Genomic DNA, 16,158 nt, shown 5'->3' on the forward strand with positions numbered 1-16,158 from the left:
AATGCATAATTTATCCGAACAATCGCCGACAGATCGCCGAGATTTTTCTCCAGGAGACAACCCATGCCAGAACAGAACCCGTCGCAGCTGCAGTTCAGCCACATGGGGCTCTACGTGACCGACTTGCCGCGGATGGCCGCCTTCTACAAGCGGGCCCTGCGATTCACCGAGACCGACGCCGGCGACCTCGGGCCGGTCCAGCTGGTGTTCCTGAGCCGCGACCCGTCCGAGCATCACCAACTGGTGCTGGCCACGGGACGGCCCCGGGAGATCGGCTTCAACGTCGTCAACCAGATCTCCTTCCGCGTCCCCGACATCGCCACGCTGCGCCTGTTCCACGACCGCCTGCTGGCCGAAGGCGCGCTGGACATGCACCCGGTCACGCACGGCAACGCCGTGTCGGTCTACTGCCGGGATCCCGAGGGCAACCGGCTGGAGCTGTTCGTCGACACGCCCTGGTACTGCGAGCAGCCGCTGCGCGAGCCGATCGACCTGTCACGCTCGGACGAGGCCATCCTCGCGCAAGCCGAAGCCATCGCCAAGCGCTTGCCGAAATTCATGAGCCGCGCGCAATGGCAGGCCGACGTGGCGCGCCGGATGCAGGAAGACCAGCGTGGCTGAGCCCGCGCGCGTGCACGACGTGGCGATCGTCGGCCTCGGGCCGACCGGCGCGACCCTGGCTAACCTTCTGGGCGCCGCCGGCCTGTCGGTGCTGGTGCTCGAGAAGGAAGGCGGCATCTTCCCGCTCCCGCGGGCCATCCATTTCGACGGCGAGGTGCTGCGCATCCTCCAGGCCGCGGGGCTGCGCGAGCCGGCCCTGGCCATCGCCCGGGCCGGCGAGCAGGGCATGCACTTCGTGAACGCGGCCGGCGAGACCATGCTGATCCGCGGCGGCACGGCGGCGCTGGGCCCGCACGGCTGCGCCAACAACTACTACTTCCACCAGCCGGAGCTCGAAGCCGTCCTGCGCGCCGGGCTGGCGCGCTACCCCGACGTGCAGCTACGGCTGCGCCACGAGGTGGTCGGCGTGGCCCAGGACGAGGACGCCGCGACGCTGACGGTGCGCAACCTCGACGACGGGCAGACCGCCGCCGTCCGCGCCCGCTTCGTGGTCGGCTGCGATGGCGCGCGCTCGCCGGTGCGCCAGCACATGGGCAGCCGGATGGTCGACCTCGGCCTGAAGCAGCCCTGGCTGGTGTTCGATGTCGTGCTCGAGGAAGACGTCGCCCTGCCCACCCATACCGTGCAGCACTGCGACCCGGCCCGGCCGATGACCTACTGCAACGTGGTCGGCCGCCGGCGGCGCTGGGAGATCATGGTCCTGCCGGACGATGACAGGGACGCGATGGTGCAACCCGCCGCGCTGTGGCGCATGGTCGCCCCCTGGGTGCGGCCCGACCAGGCGCGACTGGAGCGCGCCGCCATCTACACCTTCCACTCCGTCATTGCCGAAGGCTGGCGCCAGGGCCGCCTGCTGCTGGCCGGCGACGCCTGCCACCAGACGCCGCCTTTCCTCGGCCAGGGCATGTGCGCCGGCCTGCGAGACGCCGCCAACCTGGCGTGGAAGCTCGAGGCCGTGCTGAAGCACGGGGCGCCGCCCGCGCTGCTGGACAGCTACGAGTCCGAACGCGCGCCGCACGTGCGGGCGCTGATCGAACTGGCGGTGCGCCTGGGCAACATCATCCAGACCACCGACCCCGAACTCGCCGCCCAGCGCGACGCCAGATTCCGTACCGCCCAGCCCGAGATCTTCGAGCTGCCCCCCCAGTTGCTCGGCGCCGGGGCCTTCGATGCCACGCCCGGCACGCCAGCCGGCCGGCCGTTTCCGCAACCGCGCCTCGACGATGGCCGCCTGCTCGACGAATTGCTCGGACGGCGCAGCGCGGTGATCGGCCGGGCCGGGGCCCTGGCAGCGGCCGCTCCGGCCACGGCCGAGCGCTGGCGCCGCGCCGGCGCCATCGTCATCGACCGGCCCGACACCTTGCTCGACCGCTGGCTGCAGGCCCACGAGGCCCAGGCCGTGATCCTGCGGCCCGACCGCTACATCGTCGGCGTGGCGCGCACGGGGACGGACCTCGATCGCATCTCGCAATACCTGCCGGTCGCGCCATGAACCCGCGGCCAGGCACACACCCATCCGATCCACCTGCACACAGAGGCATTCCATGAAACTCATCAGCTACCAACACAACGGCGCCGACAGCTATGGCGCGGTCGTCGGCGACCGCGTCGTCGACCTGCGCCGGGCCTTCGGCGAGCGCGCCGCCGACCTGAAGGCGCTGATCGCTGCCGGCCTGCTGGGCGAGGCGGGCCGGGTCGTCGCTGCCGCCGAGCCAGGGCCGAAGCTCGACGAGGTCCGGCTGCTGCCGGTGATTCCCAACCCGGGCAAGATCGTCTGCGTCGGGCTCAACTACGGCGAGCATGTGCGCGAGACCGGCCGCGAGATCACCGAGCAGCCGACCCTCTTCCTGCGCGTGGCGGAGTCGCAGCTCGCCCATGGCGAGGACATCGTGCTGCCGCCCGAGTCGACCCGGCTGGACTACGAAGGCGAGATCGCCGTCGTGATCGGCAAGGCAGGCCGCCGGATCGCCGAGCAGGACGCCTGGGATCACATCGCCGGCTACGCCTGCTACAACGACGGCAGCATCCGCGACTGGCAATCGGCCACGCCGCAATGGACCGCGGGCAAGAACTTCTGGCGCACCGGCGGCTTCGGCCCCTGGATGGTGACGCGCGACGAGATCCGCGATGGCCAGGTGATGACCCTGGTGACCCGACTCAATGGCCAGGAGATGCAGCGCACCACCACCGACAAGCTGATCCACAGCATCCCGCGCCAGATCGCCCACATCTCGGCCTTCACGCCGCTGGCCGCCGGCGACGTGCTCGTGACCGGCACGCCCGGCGGCGTCGGTGCCAAGCGCACGCCGCCGGTCTGGATGAAGCCCGGCGACATCGTGGAGATCGAGGTCGACGCCATCGGCATCCTGCGCAACGGCATCCGGGCCGAATAGGCCTGCGCCGCAACGGCGACGCAGGGGTTGCTCAACCGGCGGTGCGGCCGCCGACGAGCACCGGCTCGGCGCGGTAGCGATCCGGGAACACCTTCTTCAAGTTCTCGATCTTGGGCAGGTCGTTGAAGACGATGTACGGCTGCGTCGGGTTGCGCGTCAGATAGTCCTGGTGGTAGGCCTCCGCCGGGAAGAAGCGCTTCTGCAGTTCGATGGTCGTCGCGATCGGCTGGCCGAAGCTCTTGGCCTTGTCGAGCTGCTCGATATAGGCCTTGGCGACCCTGGCCTGCTCCGCGTTCTGCGCGAAGATCGTCGAGCGGTACTGCGTGCCGTGGTCCGGACCCTGCCGGTTGAGCTCGGTCGGGTTGTGGGCCACCGAGAAATAGATCTGCAGGATGCGCCCGTAGCTGATCTGCTTCGGGTCGTAGGTGATCGCCACCGCTTCGGCATGGCCAGTGCGCCCGGATCCCACCGACTCGTATTTGGCGGTCTTCTCGTCGCCGCCGGCATAGCCGGAGACCGCGTTGGTCACGCCCTTCACGTGCTGGAACACGCCCTGCACGCCCCAGAAGCAGCCACCGGCAACGACGGCGGTTTCGGTCGCTGCGGTCGCGGCCGCGGCGTCGTCGGCCGGCACCGGAATCACCACTGCGCTCTCGGCCGCCAGCGACGGGACGACCCGAAAGGCGGCCGCTCCGGCGAGAACGGCGACCGCGCCCAGGGCGGCACGGCGCGAAAAGAAGGCGCCGCCGGCGAAACGCGGCGCAGGGGGGGTGGATGGCTTGTTCATGCTGGCGTCGTCCTTCGCTGGGTTGGTTGCGTTCGGGAGCCTGTCCCGCTCGATGTGAGTTCGCGAGCCGCGGGTTCCCGGTTACACCCATGGCGTGAAAGTTGTCGCGGCCCCGGCTGTAACCGCCGACCGACGCACGACGAACTATGTGTCGGATGCACTGATTTGCAAAGGAACGACCATGCGCCCCCAAGGAAGACGCTTTGCCCTGCTGGCCGGCAGCTCCACGCTTGGCCTGGCGATCGCCAACGCGCTGGGCTGGAGCTCGCGCTCCGCCATCGCGGCGGAGCCGGCGAAGTTCGAGGTGACCCACACCGACGAGGAGTGGCGCAAGCTGCTCACGCCCAGCCAGTACGCCGTGCTGCGCAAGGAGGGAACCGAGCGACCCTATTCCAGTCCGCTGAACGACGAGCACCGTGCCGGTGTCTTCGCCTGCGCCGGCTGCAGCCTCGACGCCTTTTCCTCGAAGACCAAGTTCGACAGCGGAACCGGCTGGCCGAGCTTCTGGCAGCCATTGCCGAACGCCGTCGGCCAGACCGAGGACAAGACCTTCGGCATGGTGCGCACCGCGGTTCACTGCCGCCGCTGCGGCGGCCACCTGGGCCATGTGTTCGACGATGGGCCGAAGCCGACCGGGCTGCGCTACTGCATGAACGGCGTGGCGCTCAAGTTCACGCCGGCCGCGGCCTGATCGGCTTCGGGGCCCCGCAGCGGGCGGGGAGCTTGCCCGGAAAAAACTGAAACGCCCGGCTTCATCGCCCCATCTAATGGGGCAGGAAGCCATGCCACACACCGCCCCCCACCCCATCGCCCCGGAGTCCGCCTCCGACCACGAACTCGCCTTGCAGGCCGCACGCGGCGACGCGGCCGCCTTCGAGCGCATCATGCGACGCCACAACCAGCTGCTGTTTCGCATCGCGCGCGGCATCCTCAAGAGCGACGACGATGCCGAAGACGCACTGCAGGACGCCTATCTCGGTGCCTGGCGCGCGATCGGCACCTTTCGCGACGACGCGCAGCTCGCCACCTGGCTCAGCCGGATCGTCATCAATGAATCGCTGGGACGCCTGCGCCGGCGCAGCGCGCAGGTGATTCCGCTGGACACCGCCATCGGCGCCGACGATGGCGACGCCCCCTGGATGGCGGACGATCCCTGCGACCGACCCGAAGGACTGGCCATGCGGGACGAGATTCGACGACTCATGGAGGCCCGCATCGATCGGCTTCCGGACAGCTACCGCACGGTGTTCATGCTGCGCGCGGTCCAGGAACTGAGCGTCGCCGAGACCGCGGCCATGCTGCAGCTTGCGGAAGCCACGGTGCGAATCCGCTTCTTCCGCGCCCGGAGCCTGTTGCGCGAGGGCCTCTCGCGCGATCTCGACGTCGCGCTCGGCGATGCGTTCTCGTTCGACGGTGCGCGCTGCGACCGCATCGTGGCGCACGTGCTCGCCGAAGTTGCCGCCGCTGCTCACCCGCCCGTCATCGACCCCAACCTACCAGGAGACTAGCCATGTCGTTCTTTCAAATGCCCGCCCCGATCGCCGCCCGGCGCCTGTTCCTCGGCCAGTCCGGCCTGCTCCTGTCCGGGAGCGCGGTCGCGCTGCTGTCCGGGCAGGACGCGCTGGCCGCCAAGTCCGACGGCGCGACGGGCAACGACGTCCAGATCCTCAACACCGCCCTGGGTGCGGAACTCGAGGCGATCGCCGCCTACCAGCTGGGCGCCGAGAGCAAGCTGCTGGAGAAGCCGACGCTCGCGCTGGCGCTGACCTTCCAGGGCCACCACAAGGAGCATGCAGAGTTGCTGGCCAAGACGGTCGTCACGCTGGGCGGCAAGCCGGCCACGCCCAAGCCGAACTACGACTTTCCGGTGCAGCAGCTGAAGACGCAGGCCGACGTGCTGCGCTTCGCCGCCCGCCTCGAGCAAGGCGCGGTCAGCGCCTACCTCGGCGCCGTTCCGTTGTTCGGCAACCCCGACCTCGCCAAGGCCGCTGCCAGCATCCTCGGCGACGAGGCGATGCACTGGGCCGTGCTGCGCCAGGCCATCGGCGAGGCGCCCGTCCCGTCGGCCTTCGTGTCGTGAAGCCCTGCAGCCGATTGGCGGCCAGCCTGCTGGCCGCGTGGATGGGTGCGCCCGCGCAGGCCGCACCGGACGCGCTGCGCGGCGAACAGGTCTATGCCCGCTGCCAGGCCTGCCATGCACTGGCCACCGACCGGGTCGGTCCGCACCACTGCGGACTGTTCGGCCGGCTGGCCGGCAGCGTGCCCGGCTTCGACTACTCGGAGGCGATGAAGAAGTCGCGCATCGTCTGGAACGACGCCACCCTCGACCGCTTCCTCGCCATGCCCCTGGCGGCTGTGCCCGGCAGCTCGATGACCTATGCCGGGATCGCGGACCCGGCCGAGCGCGCCGACCTGATCGCCTATCTCAAGCAGGCCAACGGGACGCCGGCGTGCGCCGCACTCTCGAAGGCGCAGCCCTGAAGGCGCACCGAGAAAAATCGACCGGCCCCATCCGACGGCACCGCGCCGGCATCCGTTAAATTCGCTCCTGTCGCGCGTCATGCGCCTGGAGGCAAGGAGCGAGAATGCAAGCTGTGTCGATCCACGTCGTTGACGTGGCCAACGGGGTGGTTGCGGTCGGCATGCGGGTCGAGGTCCTGCGCAGGGAAACCGGCGAACGCGGTCGGCCCGAGCGCTGGGAGCCGCTGGTCGCCGGCAAGGTGGGGCGCAACGGCGTGGTGGACGGCATCGAGGGGCAGGCCCAACTGTTCGACATCGGTGTCTACGAGATGCGGCTGCACGTGGGCGACTACTACCGGGCGCGCGGACAGGCGCTTCCCGAGCCGGCCTTCATGGACGTGCAGTGTTTCCGCTTCGGCCTGGCCGATCCTTCGCAGCACTACCACCTGCCGGTCAAGCTCACCCCCTGGGGGCTCTCCTGCTTTCGCGGCGCCGCCTGAGCTTGCCGGCCTGCTTCAAACAGGCAGCAGGGTCTTGACCTGCTCGAGGATCTGCGCAAGGGGTATCTGCGTGGCTGCCACGCAAATCAGCGGAAGCACCGCCGCAAGGACGATCGGCATGACGCTCTCCAGGGTGACCGGCACCGGAAGCATGCGCTTGATCAGTTCGTAGCCGGCTGCGAAGTCGGCCATCGACGACGGGTCGGGCGAGCCCAGCATCTCTTCGGCCGGTAGTGCCCTGGTCGCGGAGATCCACTTCTTCTCGAAGGCGATGTTGTGCTGGCTGGCCAGCGAGCCGTAGTGCGCCAGACCGGCGTGCTTCAGCGCCACGAGCCGGGGCGCGAAGACCGCGAGCGGCGCGACGAAGGCAATGGCGAAGAAGACGATCATGCCGATCAGGGCAAACTTGAAACCCATCAGGCTGGCATCGCCGTGCACCACCAGCTTGAGAACCGTGGCGGACACCACCGTGCTTTCGGCCAACACGAACAGGACGTAGGTCTTCGGGTACTGCCCCATGAAGGCGAGTCCGCCGCAGCGATCGGGATGCGTCGCGACCAGGCGCATGTCGCAGCGCGCGATCTCATACAGCATCAAGCCCCATGTCACGAAGCGCCACAGCCAGCGCCCGAGCAGGAACCAGTACAGCGGCAGCGCGACCAGCATGGCCCACCAGCCGGCCAGGGTCGGTTGGAGGGTGCCGTCGACCATGCGCCCGTGCCATGTGCCGCCAGCGGCAGCCATCGGGGCCTTGGTGAGCCACAGCCAGGACAGCAGGTAGGCCAGCACGAGGATCAGGCCTTCGGCCAGCCACGATCCGGTGCGCCTTTCCATGTTCGCGCGGGCCTTGGCAAAGCCGCTGCGCGATGTCGGCGGCACGATGCCCCGGTCCTCGAATTGACCGACCAGCTGCGCCATGCGCTGGTCCGAGCTCTGCTCCATCAACACGAAGGCCACGATGGCGAACGCGTACGCATAGGCGCTGTAGTCGAGCAAGATGGCGCGCTCCGGATGCGCATCGATGGCAAAGCCCTGGAACGCGGCCAGGACCAGTGCGGGAATCCACCCCACGGCCACGAACAGCGCGGCACGGCGACCCGCCGCGAGATCGGTGTCGGTCAGCAGGCCGAGACGGCGCTGCAAGCGATAGAACGGACCGTGCCTGTTGAACGAGACGCGCATGCGCTGCCACTCCTGTTGTTCGAGCACAGCACGGCCATGCCGCCTGCGCGCACCGCGGCTGCCGAGGAAACCGATGTTGGCGGTGATGGCGCCGGGGTGCAATTGCCCTTTGGTGCAAGCGCTGCTTCGCAGCGGCACCAGCGTGGCCGCCGCGCAAATGGTTTCGCTCCATCGTGAAAGAAGTGAAACCGGAAGTGGCCGTGCCGCGAGTGAGACACACCCGGTTGCGTGTAGGCAGGCCCGCAGACTTGCGCGCACCTATCGTGCTTCACAGCACTGGCTCCGGCCGAGGGCTCTCATCAACATCAGCAAAGTGAGGCTTTCATGTTCGTCCGACGCACTTTCGCAGCTTGCTGCGCGCTGGCTCTTCCGTATGGTGCCTGCCTCGCGCAGACCACCTTCGCACCGGACCAGTACTTCGACAACCGCTGGTACATCACGCCGTTCGGCACCTACGTGCATCCCGACGGTGACCGCAATGCCGACAACGGTTGGGGCGGAGGCTTCTCCATCGGCAAGCCGATCAGCCCGAGTTGGAACATCGAGCTGCGTGGCCAGTACGAGGAACTGGACGGCAACGTCGGCACCAACTTCGGCGTCTTCAACAGCACGAACAAGTACAAGAACTGGAGCGGCACGCTCGACGCGCAGTGGTTCCCCTGGAGCCGCCTGGGGATCGACCGCTGGCAGTCGAACAAGGTGCATCCCTATCTCGTGGGCGGCATAGGCGCCATCGACAACAAGGTGGAGCGGGCGTTCGGAATCAACGACAGCCGCACGAGTTTCATGGCCAATGCGGGGGTCGGCATCGTCTGGCCGTTTTCCTCCTGGGGCCGCCTGGTGGCAGACGCACGCTATCGCTATGTCGACAACGCCAACAACAGTTTGACTGCCAACCGGCAGAGCATGAACGACTGGCTGTTCTCGGTGGGCCTGCAGATTCCGTTCGGGCCGGCCCCGCAGGTGGCGCGACCGGCCCCGCCGGCGGCGATGCCGGCACCGATGCCGCCGCCGCCCCCGCCGCCGCCGGCTGCGCGCAACTTCGAGCTCAAGGCCGACGGCACCTTCGCCTTCGCCAAGTCGGATCTGACGCCCACCGGCCGCACCCGGATCGACAACACGCTCGCGGAGCTCAAGTCCTCGGGCATCCGGCTGCGCGCGATCTCCATCGTCGGCCACACCGACCCGATCGGCAGCAACGAGTTCAACCAGCGCCTGTCGCTGGCGCGGGCCAACTCCGTGCGTGACTACCTGGTCGCCCAAGGCGTCCCGGCCAACATCATCACGACCGAAGGCCGCAGTTTCTCGGAGTTGAAGGTCACCGAAGCCGATTGCAGGGCCCAGGGCAAGGCGAAGACCCGCACCGCGCTCATCGCCTGCTTCGAGCCGAACCGCCGCGTGGAGATCCGCGCCACGGGCGAGCAGCCGGGCTAGCCGCGCGTCGTCGCCGCCGCCGCTGGTCGGGTATTGACCAGCGTGCACAGCAGCGCCGTCAGCAGCGCCAGGCCGATGTGCCACTTGTAGAGGGCGTCGAAGTCGCCGCGCTGCAGCACGCCGTGGCCGAGCAGCACCACCGTGATCGCGACGCCGATCACGGAGCCGATCTGGCGCGTGGCCTGGTTGACCGCGCTGCCGACCGCGTAATGGGCGGCGGGCAGCTTGCTCACCGCCGCGCCCGACAGCGAGGGCATCACCAGGCCGACACTGGCCCCGCTCAGGAACAGGCCAGGCAGCCACTGCGTCGCATAGGCCGGCTCGGTGCCGGGTACCAGCAGGAACCACAGGCCGGTGGCGGCGAACAGCAAGGCGCCGCCGACCAGGAACGGCCGATGGCCGTAGCGTCCGGCGAGCCGGCCGGTGACGATGGCCACCGGAATCACCATCAACGGTCCCGGCGCGATCGCCAGGCCGGCGAGCGCCTGGCTGTAGTGCCAGACATTGCTCATGTAGAAGAAGAAGGCGAAAAACATCATCGCGAACGCGATCCCGAACGTGAGCGTCGCGGCATTGACCGCGCTGTAGGTCGGGTGGCGAAACAGCGCCAGGTCGATGAGCGGCGCGCGCGCGTTGCGGGCCCAGATGACGAAGCTCACCAGCGCGATCGCGCCCGTCGCCGCGACCGCCGCCAACTGCCCGCGCGACCAGGCGGGCGATTCGGACTCGACGATCGCCAGCGTCAGCGCACCGACGGCGACGATCAGCAGGCTCATTCCGACGCCGTCGATCCTGGTCCGGTGGGCCGATCGCGTCGACTCGGTCAGCAGGTAGGCGCCGCACCAGAGCGACAGGGCCCCGATCGGCAGGTTGATGAAGAAGGCCCAGGGCCAGCCGATGGTCTGGATCACGAAGGAACCCAGGCTCGGCCCGACCGCCGCAGCGAAGCCGCCCACCGCGCCCCACAGGCTGACCGTGACTGCACGCTTGCTCTGCGGAAAGGCCGCCAGCACGATCGACAGCGACGCCGGCGTCAGCAGCGCGGCGCCGACCGCCTGCAGCACCCGCGCGGCGATCAGCCAGCCGACGCTGCCGGCCAGTCCGCAGGCGGCCGAGGCGGCGATGAACAGCGTCACGCCGAGCATGAAGACCCGCTTGCGGCCGTGGGCGTCCGACAGGCCGCCGGCGGGAATCAGCATGGCCGCATAGACCACCGTGTAGGCGTTGAGCACCCACGACATCTCGGCCGCGCTGGCGTCCGGGAAACCGGTCCGCAGCGCGCCGAAGGCCGAATACAGCATCGTGCTGTCGAGCGAGACCAGGAAGGCCGCCACGCTGGCGACCCAGAACACCGGCCAGGGCGAGGCCTTGGGTGGATGGGAGGCTCCGGCCGAAGCCGAAGCCGTGGGTGCGGTGGCGATCGTCATCGTGTCGTCCGTCGGATTCGGCCCGGCGCTCAGGCGCGCGTCGGCAGGTAGCTCGGCGTGGCGGCCGTCAGGCCCTGCTTGACCAGCCGGGTGCGGTCGTCGGCCAGCACCTCGTCGAGGCCGGCTTCGAGGCCATCGAGGGCGCTCTTGACGATGTCCTCGGGGCTGGTCTTCGGGCCCTCGAGTCCGCGCGCCAGGTCGGTGTCGACGAAGGCCATGTGCAGCGCCAGGACCTGCGTGTTCTGGGGCGCCAGTTCGTGGCGCAGCGAGTTGGTGAGCGACCAGGCGGCCGATTTGGTCGCCGCATAGCCGGCGAGCTGGCCGCCGTTGATCCACGAGACGATCGACAGCACGTTGAGTAGCGCACCGCCTCCGTTGGCCTTCAGCACCGGCGCGAAGGCCTTGCTCATGCGCAGCATGCCGAAGAAGTTGGTCTCGAACTGGCGCCGCGCGACCTCTTCGCTGTCGGCCGCGAGGAAGCCGCCGACCTGCGCGACGCCGGCGTTGTTGATGACCAGGGTCACGTCGCCGGCGCGGGCCACGGCCGCGGCGACCTCGTCGGGCTTCGTGACATCGAGCCGGATGGCCTCGACGCCGGGCTGCGTGACGCTGGATGGATCGCGGGCGCCGGCGTAGACCTTGCGGGCGCCGCGCGCCAGCAGCTCACGGGTGAAGGCCAGGCCGATGCCGCGATTGGCGCCGGTGACGAGGACGGTGGCGTTGCTGATTTTCATGATGGCTTCCTTGGGACGAGTGAGGGTGGAGGGAGGGAACAACAATATGATCTATGTCATATTAATAAGCAAGACATGACGATTGCAGAAAGTCGGCGGGGTTCAGTGGGTCGCGGCGGCGGGCGGCTCGTACTGCGCGAGCAGCGACTTGCGCGCATCCGCCAGCACCGCGCGCGCCTCTTCGCCGTCGCCCAGCGCCCGCGCCAGTTGCAGTGCGCCGACCAGGGTGCCTGCCACCGCCGCGGCAGCCGCGCGTGGCGCGTCTGGAAGGGCGCCGCGCACGCCGGCGATCAGGCGCCGTACCCGGTGGGCGGAGGCTTCGCGCACGGCCTCGGACTGCCGCGGCATGTCGGAGCCGAGCGCAGCCACGGGGCAGCCGCACGCCAGCGATGCCAGGTTCGAATCGGCCAGGTAGGTCTCGACCAGCGCGCGGAATGCGCTCACGCCCCTGCGGGCGCGCCGCTCGGCGGCGAGGGCCACGGCCTCGGCGCTCTCGCGGCCCGCCCGTTCGAGTGCCTCGACCAGCAGGGCGTCGCGCGAATCGAAATGGGCATAGAAGCCGCCATGCGTCAGGCCGGCTTCCTTCATGACATCGGCCACGCCCACCCCGGCATAGCCGCGCTCCCGGATCGCGCGGGCAGCCACGGCGACGATGCGCTCGTGGGTTTCTTCCTTGCGGCTGTTCGGGGTGCGGCTCATAAAAAGGCTCGTGCCAATCGGAATTAATATGATCGTAATCATATTCTGCAGATTGCCGGTTGTCAATCTGCGCGGCACCGCCGGACTGGACAAGCGCCGACCCGGTCGCTACATTGAAAAACTTCGCCACGTGCAAGCGCCTGCGCGCCGTGCGGGGCAGGCGCTCGCGTCAGTCAGGTACTCCACCCTCGACCAAGGAGCACAGCATGCCGACCATGAAAGCCGCCGTCGTCCACGCCTTCAAGCAGCCGTTGACGATCGACGAGGTCCCCGTTCCCGAGGCCGTGCCGGGCCGCATCGTCGTCAAGGTCATGGCATCCGGCGTCTGCCACACCGACCTGCACGCCGCCGATGGCGATTGGCCCGTGAAGCCCAGCCCGCCGTTCATTCCGGGCCACGAAGGCGTCGGCTACGTCTCGGCGGTTGGCGCCGGCGTGAAGCATGTCAAGGAGGGCGACCGCGTGGGCATCCCCTGGCTGCACACCGCCTGCGGCCATTGCGAGCATTGCATGACCGGCTGGGAGACGCTGTGCGACGGCCAGCAGATGACCGGCTACACCGTCAACGGCGGCTATGCCGAATACGTGCAGGCCGACCCGGGCTATGTCGGCCACCTGCCGTCGAACATCGGCTTTTCGGCCATCGCGCCGGTGCTCTGCGCGGGCGTGACGGTCTACAAGGGCCTGAAGGTACTCGACTGCAAGCCCGGCGACTGGATCGCGATCTCCGGCGTGGGCGGCCTGGGCCACATGGCGGTGCAGTACGCCAAGGCGATGGGCTTCCACGTCGCCGCGGTCGACGTCGACGACGAGAAGCTGGCGCTGGCCAGCAAGGTCGGCGCCGAGCTCGTCGTCAACGCCAGCAAGGTGGACCCGGCCAAGGAACTGCAGCGCGCGCTGCGCGGCGCGCACGGCGTGCTGGTCACCGCGCCCTCGCGCAAGGCCTTCGATCAGGCACTGGGCATGATGCACAAGCGCGGCACGATGTCGCTCGTCGGCCTGCCGCCCGGCGAGTTCGGCCTGCCGATCTTCGACGTCGTGCTCAACGCCAAGACCATCCGAGGCTCGATCGTCGGTACCCGCATGGACCTGCAGGAAGCCCTGGCCTTCGCCGGCGATGGCAAGGTGCACACTGTCTACTCCGAAGACACGCTGGAGAACGTCAACGGCATCTTCGATCGCATGCGCCAGGGCGCCATCGAGGGGCGCGTCGTGATGAAGCTGGCCGACGGCTGACCGCAGGGTGCAGATGGCCTGGCGAATCCGCGCCTCAGGCCGTCGCGCGCGCCTCGGGAAACTCCGCCAGCCGGTAGTCGTTGCGGCCCGCGCCCTTGGCCTGGTAGAGCATCTCGTCGGCGGCAAGCATCAGCTGCGTGGCGGTCGCCGCGCTGCCGGCGACATGGAAGGCCACCCCCACGCTGGCGCTGACGTCGACGCGGCAGCCGCTCAGCATGTAGGGCCGGCTCAAGGCGTCGACGATCTTGGCGGCGATGCGTGCCGCGGTCTGGGCGTCGGCCACCTGCCCGATGATCACCGTGAACTCGTCGCCGCCCACGCGGGCGACGAAATCGCGTGCCCGCAGGGCCTGGACCAGCCGGTCGGCCACCTCGCGCAGCAAGGCATCCCCGGTGCCGTGGCCGAACTGGTCGTTGACCTGCTTGAAGCGGTCGAGGTCCAGGAACATCAAGGCCGCCACGCGGCCTCCCCCGGGCGCCGCCGCCAGCGTTTCCTCAAGCCGCCGGTTGAAGCCGGCGCGGTTGGCCAGCCCGGTGAGCGGGTCCTCGTGCGCGAGCTGCAGCAGGCGCTTCTCTTCCTGCTTCTGGCGCGTGACATCGGTCGAGACCGCGTGGAAGCCCGTGAGGACGCTGCCGTCGATGCCGCGCTGGGGAATGTAGTTCGATTCGAAGCAGGCATAGCCGCCGTCGCTGACCAGCTCGCTCTGGAACGTGACCGGCTCCCCTTGCAGGGCCCGGGCCACGTGGGCCTCGATCGAATGAAAGCGGCTGCCGAACAGCTCCTTCACCGTCCGGCCGACGATCGCCTCCCGCGGGATGCCGAAGGCGCCTTCGTAGGCGCGGTTCACGAACCTGTAGCGCTGCGAGGTGTCGATGAACGCCACCCGCATCGGCAGCGCATCGGCGATGGTGCGCAATCGCGCCTCGCTCTCGAAGAGCGCGACCTCGGTCGCCTTGGCTTCCGAGATGTCGCGCATGATGCCCGAGAAGCGTTCGATCTTGCCGGCCTTGTCGCGGTGGGCGATGACCATGTGGCTGACCGGAAACACGTCCGCCGGATGGGCACCGCAGATGTCCGATTCGCCCACCCAGACGCCGCGGGAAACGGCCGTGGGGACGATGGTTTCCCGCAGCCGCAGCAGGGTGGCCGGCGGCATGAAGTCAGCCATCGTGAAATGCGTGACAGGCGCGTCCTGGGCCACGCCGGTGCGCTGGCGCGCCGCCGGATTCATATAGCTCAGGCGGCCATGCTTGTCGAGCTGCACCACGTAGTCGGTGGTCTTCTCGAAGATCGCGGTCTGGGTGCGCAGCGCCTGCTCGGCCAGCGTGCGCTCGGTGATGTCGATCAGCGTGCCGACCTGGCCGACCACCCGGCCGGCCGCGACGATCGGCTGCATCTGCAGGGACACCAGCACGCTGCTGCCGTCGGAGCGCCGGATCCAGCGCTTCAACTGGAACGGCTCGTTGCTGGCCACCCGCGCGAGCCATTGCCGCCATGTCTCCTCGCGTTGCGCGGGCCGGATGCACCCGAGCCAGCCATCGGCCGCATGTGCCCGCTCGATCCCGTGGATGGCCAGGTAGGCATCGTTGACGTCCACCATCCGCCCCCGCTCGTCGCAACGAAAGAGGCCGACCGGCGCGGCGTCGGTCAGCGCGGCCTTTTCGCTGCGCTGCGTGCGCAACTCGGTCATCAGCGCATCGAACTCGCGCGCGAGGTCGCCGTACTCGCCGTTCGCGCGCACGTCCAGCAACACTGGCGCGTCGGGATTGCGGCGGAGGCGCCGGATCACCGAATGCAAAGAGCCGAGCGGGCGCACCAGCCACAGCGTGCCGGCCCACACCAGGATGCCGGTCAGCACCGCGAGCAGCAGCATCTGGAGCAGCAGCGCCCGGCGCGCCTTCGCCAGCGGCGCATAGGCGGTCCGGGCCGGCAGCACCACATGCACGTTCCAGCCGGTGGCCGCGATCTTCGCGCTGCTTTCGAGGTCATCGGGCTGGCGCCACTCGGTGTCCGCCTCCCCGCCTCGCACCGGCTGAAGCACGCGCGCCGGGTCGGGGTGGACGACGTAGACCGGCGACTCGCCGCCGGAGTCGACGATGTAGTAGCCCTCGCCGCCCAGGCGCGCCGCCGCCAGGTTGCCCAGCATGTTCGGCCGATGCAGGTTCAGGCCGCCACCGAGCACGCCCAGCACGCGCCCGTCGGCGTCCTTGACCGACACCGCCATGAGCACCGCCGACTCGCCGCTGGTGCGCGCGCTCAGCGGCTGCGAGACCGCGGCGACCCCGGTGTCGCGGGCGCGCCGGAAGTAGTCGCGGTCGGCCACGCTGACCTCCTTGGCGACCGGCGGCGGCTCGGCCTGGAGGATGTGGCCCGCGACGTCGATCAGTGCGATGCCGTCGAACATCGGGCGCAGACCGCTGTGGGCGAGGAATGGCGCACGCCGCCCGGGATCGGAGAAGGTCGCGGCATCGCCGCGCCGCGCCTCTCGCGACAGCGTCGCGAGGTGCATCGCGAGCTTGTAGTCGAGGTCCGCGGCCGCGGCTTGCGCGAGGCCCTGGAGCTGCTGGCCGAGCAGTGCCGTGTACCCGCTCGACAACTGCCGGTACTGCCAGGCCGCGGTGGCGCCGACCAACATCAGCACCAGCGAGGTCGTCAGCAGCGCGGATCGGGTGGGCAGGTTCATGCG

At 69.2% G+C, this 16,158-nt stretch carries 16 protein-coding genes; 10 read left to right on the forward strand and 6 right to left on the reverse strand.

Going from position 1 to position 16,158, the window contains the following annotated elements:
* The first annotated feature begins 63 nt into the window (after nucleotides 1–63).
* From QTI68_RS07045 to QTI68_RS07055, 3 genes are read left to right on the forward strand one after another with little or no spacing between them, the layout of a single operon-like run.
* The gene (locus QTI68_RS07045; protein ID WP_286520579.1) at nucleotides 64–621 is read left to right on the forward strand and encodes a VOC family protein; all 558 of its coding nucleotides are present in this window, start codon (nucleotides 64–66) and stop codon (nucleotides 619–621) included.
* Complete coding sequence (mhpA, locus tag QTI68_RS07050; RefSeq protein ID WP_286520580.1) at nucleotides 614–2,113, forward strand: bifunctional 3-(3-hydroxy-phenyl)propionate/3-hydroxycinnamic acid hydroxylase MhpA; 1,500 nt, start codon at nucleotides 614–616, stop codon at nucleotides 2,111–2,113. Before QTI68_RS07045 ends, mhpA begins: the two co-directional genes overlap by 8 nt.
* A 52-nt stretch (nucleotides 2,114–2,165) precedes the next feature.
* Complete coding sequence (locus QTI68_RS07055; protein WP_286520581.1) at nucleotides 2,166–3,014, forward strand: fumarylacetoacetate hydrolase family protein; 849 nt, start codon at nucleotides 2,166–2,168, stop codon at nucleotides 3,012–3,014.
* A gap of 31 nt (nucleotides 3,015–3,045) precedes the next feature.
* On the opposite strand, the gene msrA is transcribed toward QTI68_RS07055, so the two are convergent.
* Entirely contained in the window at nucleotides 3,046–3,801 is a 756-nt protein-coding gene (msrA, locus tag QTI68_RS07060) for a peptide-methionine (S)-S-oxide reductase MsrA (protein ID WP_286520582.1), read from the reverse strand.
* Nucleotides 3,802–3,982: 181 nt separating this feature from the next.
* Between msrA and msrB the strand changes: the two genes are divergently transcribed.
* The 5 genes from msrB to QTI68_RS07085 all read left to right on the forward strand — a co-directional run bounded on the left by msrB (nucleotide 3,983) and on the right by QTI68_RS07085 (nucleotide 6,761).
* The gene (gene msrB / locus QTI68_RS07065) at nucleotides 3,983–4,492 is read left to right on the forward strand and encodes a peptide-methionine (R)-S-oxide reductase MsrB (RefSeq protein WP_286520584.1); all 510 of its coding nucleotides are present in this window, start codon (nucleotides 3,983–3,985) and stop codon (nucleotides 4,490–4,492) included.
* A gap of 91 nt (nucleotides 4,493–4,583) precedes the next feature.
* The gene (locus QTI68_RS07070; RefSeq protein ID WP_286520585.1) at nucleotides 4,584–5,309 is read left to right on the forward strand and encodes an RNA polymerase sigma factor; all 726 of its coding nucleotides are present in this window, start codon (nucleotides 4,584–4,586) and stop codon (nucleotides 5,307–5,309) included.
* Nucleotides 5,310–5,311: 2 nt separating this feature from the next.
* Nucleotides 5,312–5,881, forward strand: a complete 570-nt coding sequence (locus QTI68_RS07075) for a ferritin-like domain-containing protein (protein WP_286520586.1) — start codon at nucleotides 5,312–5,314, stop codon at nucleotides 5,879–5,881.
* 41 nt (nucleotides 5,882–5,922) lie between these two features.
* Entirely contained in the window at nucleotides 5,923–6,282 is a 360-nt protein-coding gene (locus tag QTI68_RS07080; RefSeq protein WP_286521537.1) for a c-type cytochrome, read from the forward strand.
* A gap of 104 nt (nucleotides 6,283–6,386) precedes the next feature.
* Nucleotides 6,387–6,761 carry a hydroxyisourate hydrolase gene (locus tag QTI68_RS07085; protein WP_286520587.1) on the forward strand — a complete coding sequence of 125 codons (375 nt, stop codon included), beginning with the start codon at nucleotides 6,387–6,389 and terminating at the stop codon, nucleotides 6,759–6,761.
* 15 nt (nucleotides 6,762–6,776) lie between these two features.
* Here QTI68_RS07085 and QTI68_RS07090 read toward each other — a convergent pair whose 3' ends face one another.
* Entirely contained in the window at nucleotides 6,777–7,943 is a 1,167-nt protein-coding gene (locus QTI68_RS07090) for a hypothetical protein (protein WP_286520588.1), read from the reverse strand.
* 324 nt (nucleotides 7,944–8,267) lie between these two features.
* Here QTI68_RS07090 and QTI68_RS07095 point away from each other — a divergent pair, with 324 nt between their 5' ends.
* A complete protein-coding gene (locus QTI68_RS07095) occupies nucleotides 8,268–9,377 on the forward strand; it encodes an OmpA family protein (protein ID WP_286520589.1) in 1,110 nt (369 codons plus the stop codon).
* On the opposite strand, the gene QTI68_RS07100 is transcribed toward QTI68_RS07095, so the two are convergent.
* From QTI68_RS07100 to QTI68_RS07110, 3 genes are all read right to left on the reverse strand, one after another.
* Nucleotides 9,374–10,804: an MFS transporter gene (locus QTI68_RS07100; protein WP_286520590.1), complete on the reverse strand. Its 1,431-nt coding sequence runs from the start codon at nucleotides 10,802–10,804 to the stop codon at nucleotides 9,374–9,376. The genes QTI68_RS07095 and QTI68_RS07100 overlap by 4 nt on opposite strands.
* Before the next feature lie 29 nt (nucleotides 10,805–10,833).
* A complete protein-coding gene (locus QTI68_RS07105; protein WP_286520592.1) occupies nucleotides 10,834–11,538 on the reverse strand; it encodes an SDR family oxidoreductase in 705 nt (234 codons plus the stop codon).
* A 102-nt stretch (nucleotides 11,539–11,640) separates the two neighbouring features.
* The gene (locus QTI68_RS07110) at nucleotides 11,641–12,237 is read right to left on the reverse strand and encodes a TetR/AcrR family transcriptional regulator (RefSeq protein ID WP_286520594.1); all 597 of its coding nucleotides are present in this window, start codon (nucleotides 12,235–12,237) and stop codon (nucleotides 11,641–11,643) included.
* A 206-nt stretch (nucleotides 12,238–12,443) separates the two neighbouring features.
* On the opposite strand from QTI68_RS07110, the gene QTI68_RS07115 reads away from it, so the two are divergent.
* Nucleotides 12,444–13,472 carry a zinc-dependent alcohol dehydrogenase gene (locus QTI68_RS07115; RefSeq protein WP_286520595.1) on the forward strand — a complete coding sequence of 343 codons (1,029 nt, stop codon included), beginning with the start codon at nucleotides 12,444–12,446 and terminating at the stop codon, nucleotides 13,470–13,472.
* 34 nt (nucleotides 13,473–13,506) lie between these two features.
* On the opposite strand, the gene QTI68_RS07120 is transcribed toward QTI68_RS07115, so the two are convergent.
* Nucleotides 13,507–16,155, reverse strand: a complete 2,649-nt coding sequence (locus QTI68_RS07120) for a diguanylate cyclase domain-containing protein (RefSeq protein WP_286520597.1) — start codon at nucleotides 16,153–16,155, stop codon at nucleotides 13,507–13,509.
* Nucleotides 16,156–16,158: the final 3 nt, after the last annotated feature.

Source organism: Variovorax sp. J31P207 (assembly GCF_030316965.1).
In the GTDB taxonomy this organism is placed as follows: Bacteria; Pseudomonadota; Gammaproteobacteria; order Burkholderiales; family Burkholderiaceae_C; genus Variovorax; species Variovorax ginsengisoli_B.

What these genes read in the sequence shown, in the direction of transcription:
- QTI68_RS07120 (WP_286520597.1), bottom strand. Translation starts at nt 16,155, where the DNA reads ATGAACCTGCCCACCCGATCCGCGCTGCTGACGACCTCGCTGGTGCTG.
- QTI68_RS07090 (WP_286520588.1), bottom strand. Translation starts at nt 7,943, where the DNA reads ATGCGCGTCTCGTTCAACAGGCACGGTCCGTTCTATCGCTTGCAGCGC.
- QTI68_RS07055 (WP_286520581.1), top strand. Translation starts at nt 2,166, where the DNA reads ATGAAACTCATCAGCTACCAACACAACGGCGCCGACAGCTATGGCGCG.
- QTI68_RS07045 (WP_286520579.1), top strand. Translation starts at nt 64, where the DNA reads ATGCCAGAACAGAACCCGTCGCAGCTGCAGTTCAGCCACATGGGGCTC.
- msrA (WP_286520582.1), bottom strand. Translation starts at nt 3,801, where the DNA reads ATGAACAAGCCATCCACCCCCCCTGCGCCGCGTTTCGCCGGCGGCGCC.
- QTI68_RS07080 (WP_286521537.1), top strand. Translation starts at nt 5,923, where the DNA reads ATGGGTGCGCCCGCGCAGGCCGCACCGGACGCGCTGCGCGGCGAACAG.
- QTI68_RS07100 (WP_286520590.1), bottom strand. Translation starts at nt 10,804, where the DNA reads ATGACGATCGCCACCGCACCCACGGCTTCGGCTTCGGCCGGAGCCTCC.
- QTI68_RS07105 (WP_286520592.1), bottom strand. Translation starts at nt 11,538, where the DNA reads ATGAAAATCAGCAACGCCACCGTCCTCGTCACCGGCGCCAATCGCGGC.
- QTI68_RS07115 (WP_286520595.1), top strand. Translation starts at nt 12,444, where the DNA reads ATGCCGACCATGAAAGCCGCCGTCGTCCACGCCTTCAAGCAGCCGTTG.
- QTI68_RS07110 (WP_286520594.1), bottom strand. Translation starts at nt 12,237, where the DNA reads ATGAGCCGCACCCCGAACAGCCGCAAGGAAGAAACCCACGAGCGCATC.
- msrB (WP_286520584.1), top strand. Translation starts at nt 3,983, where the DNA reads ATGCGCCCCCAAGGAAGACGCTTTGCCCTGCTGGCCGGCAGCTCCACG.
- QTI68_RS07085 (WP_286520587.1), top strand. Translation starts at nt 6,387, where the DNA reads ATGCAAGCTGTGTCGATCCACGTCGTTGACGTGGCCAACGGGGTGGTT.
- QTI68_RS07095 (WP_286520589.1), top strand. Translation starts at nt 8,268, where the DNA reads ATGTTCGTCCGACGCACTTTCGCAGCTTGCTGCGCGCTGGCTCTTCCG.
- QTI68_RS07070 (WP_286520585.1), top strand. Translation starts at nt 4,584, where the DNA reads ATGCCACACACCGCCCCCCACCCCATCGCCCCGGAGTCCGCCTCCGAC.
- QTI68_RS07075 (WP_286520586.1), top strand. Translation starts at nt 5,312, where the DNA reads ATGTCGTTCTTTCAAATGCCCGCCCCGATCGCCGCCCGGCGCCTGTTC.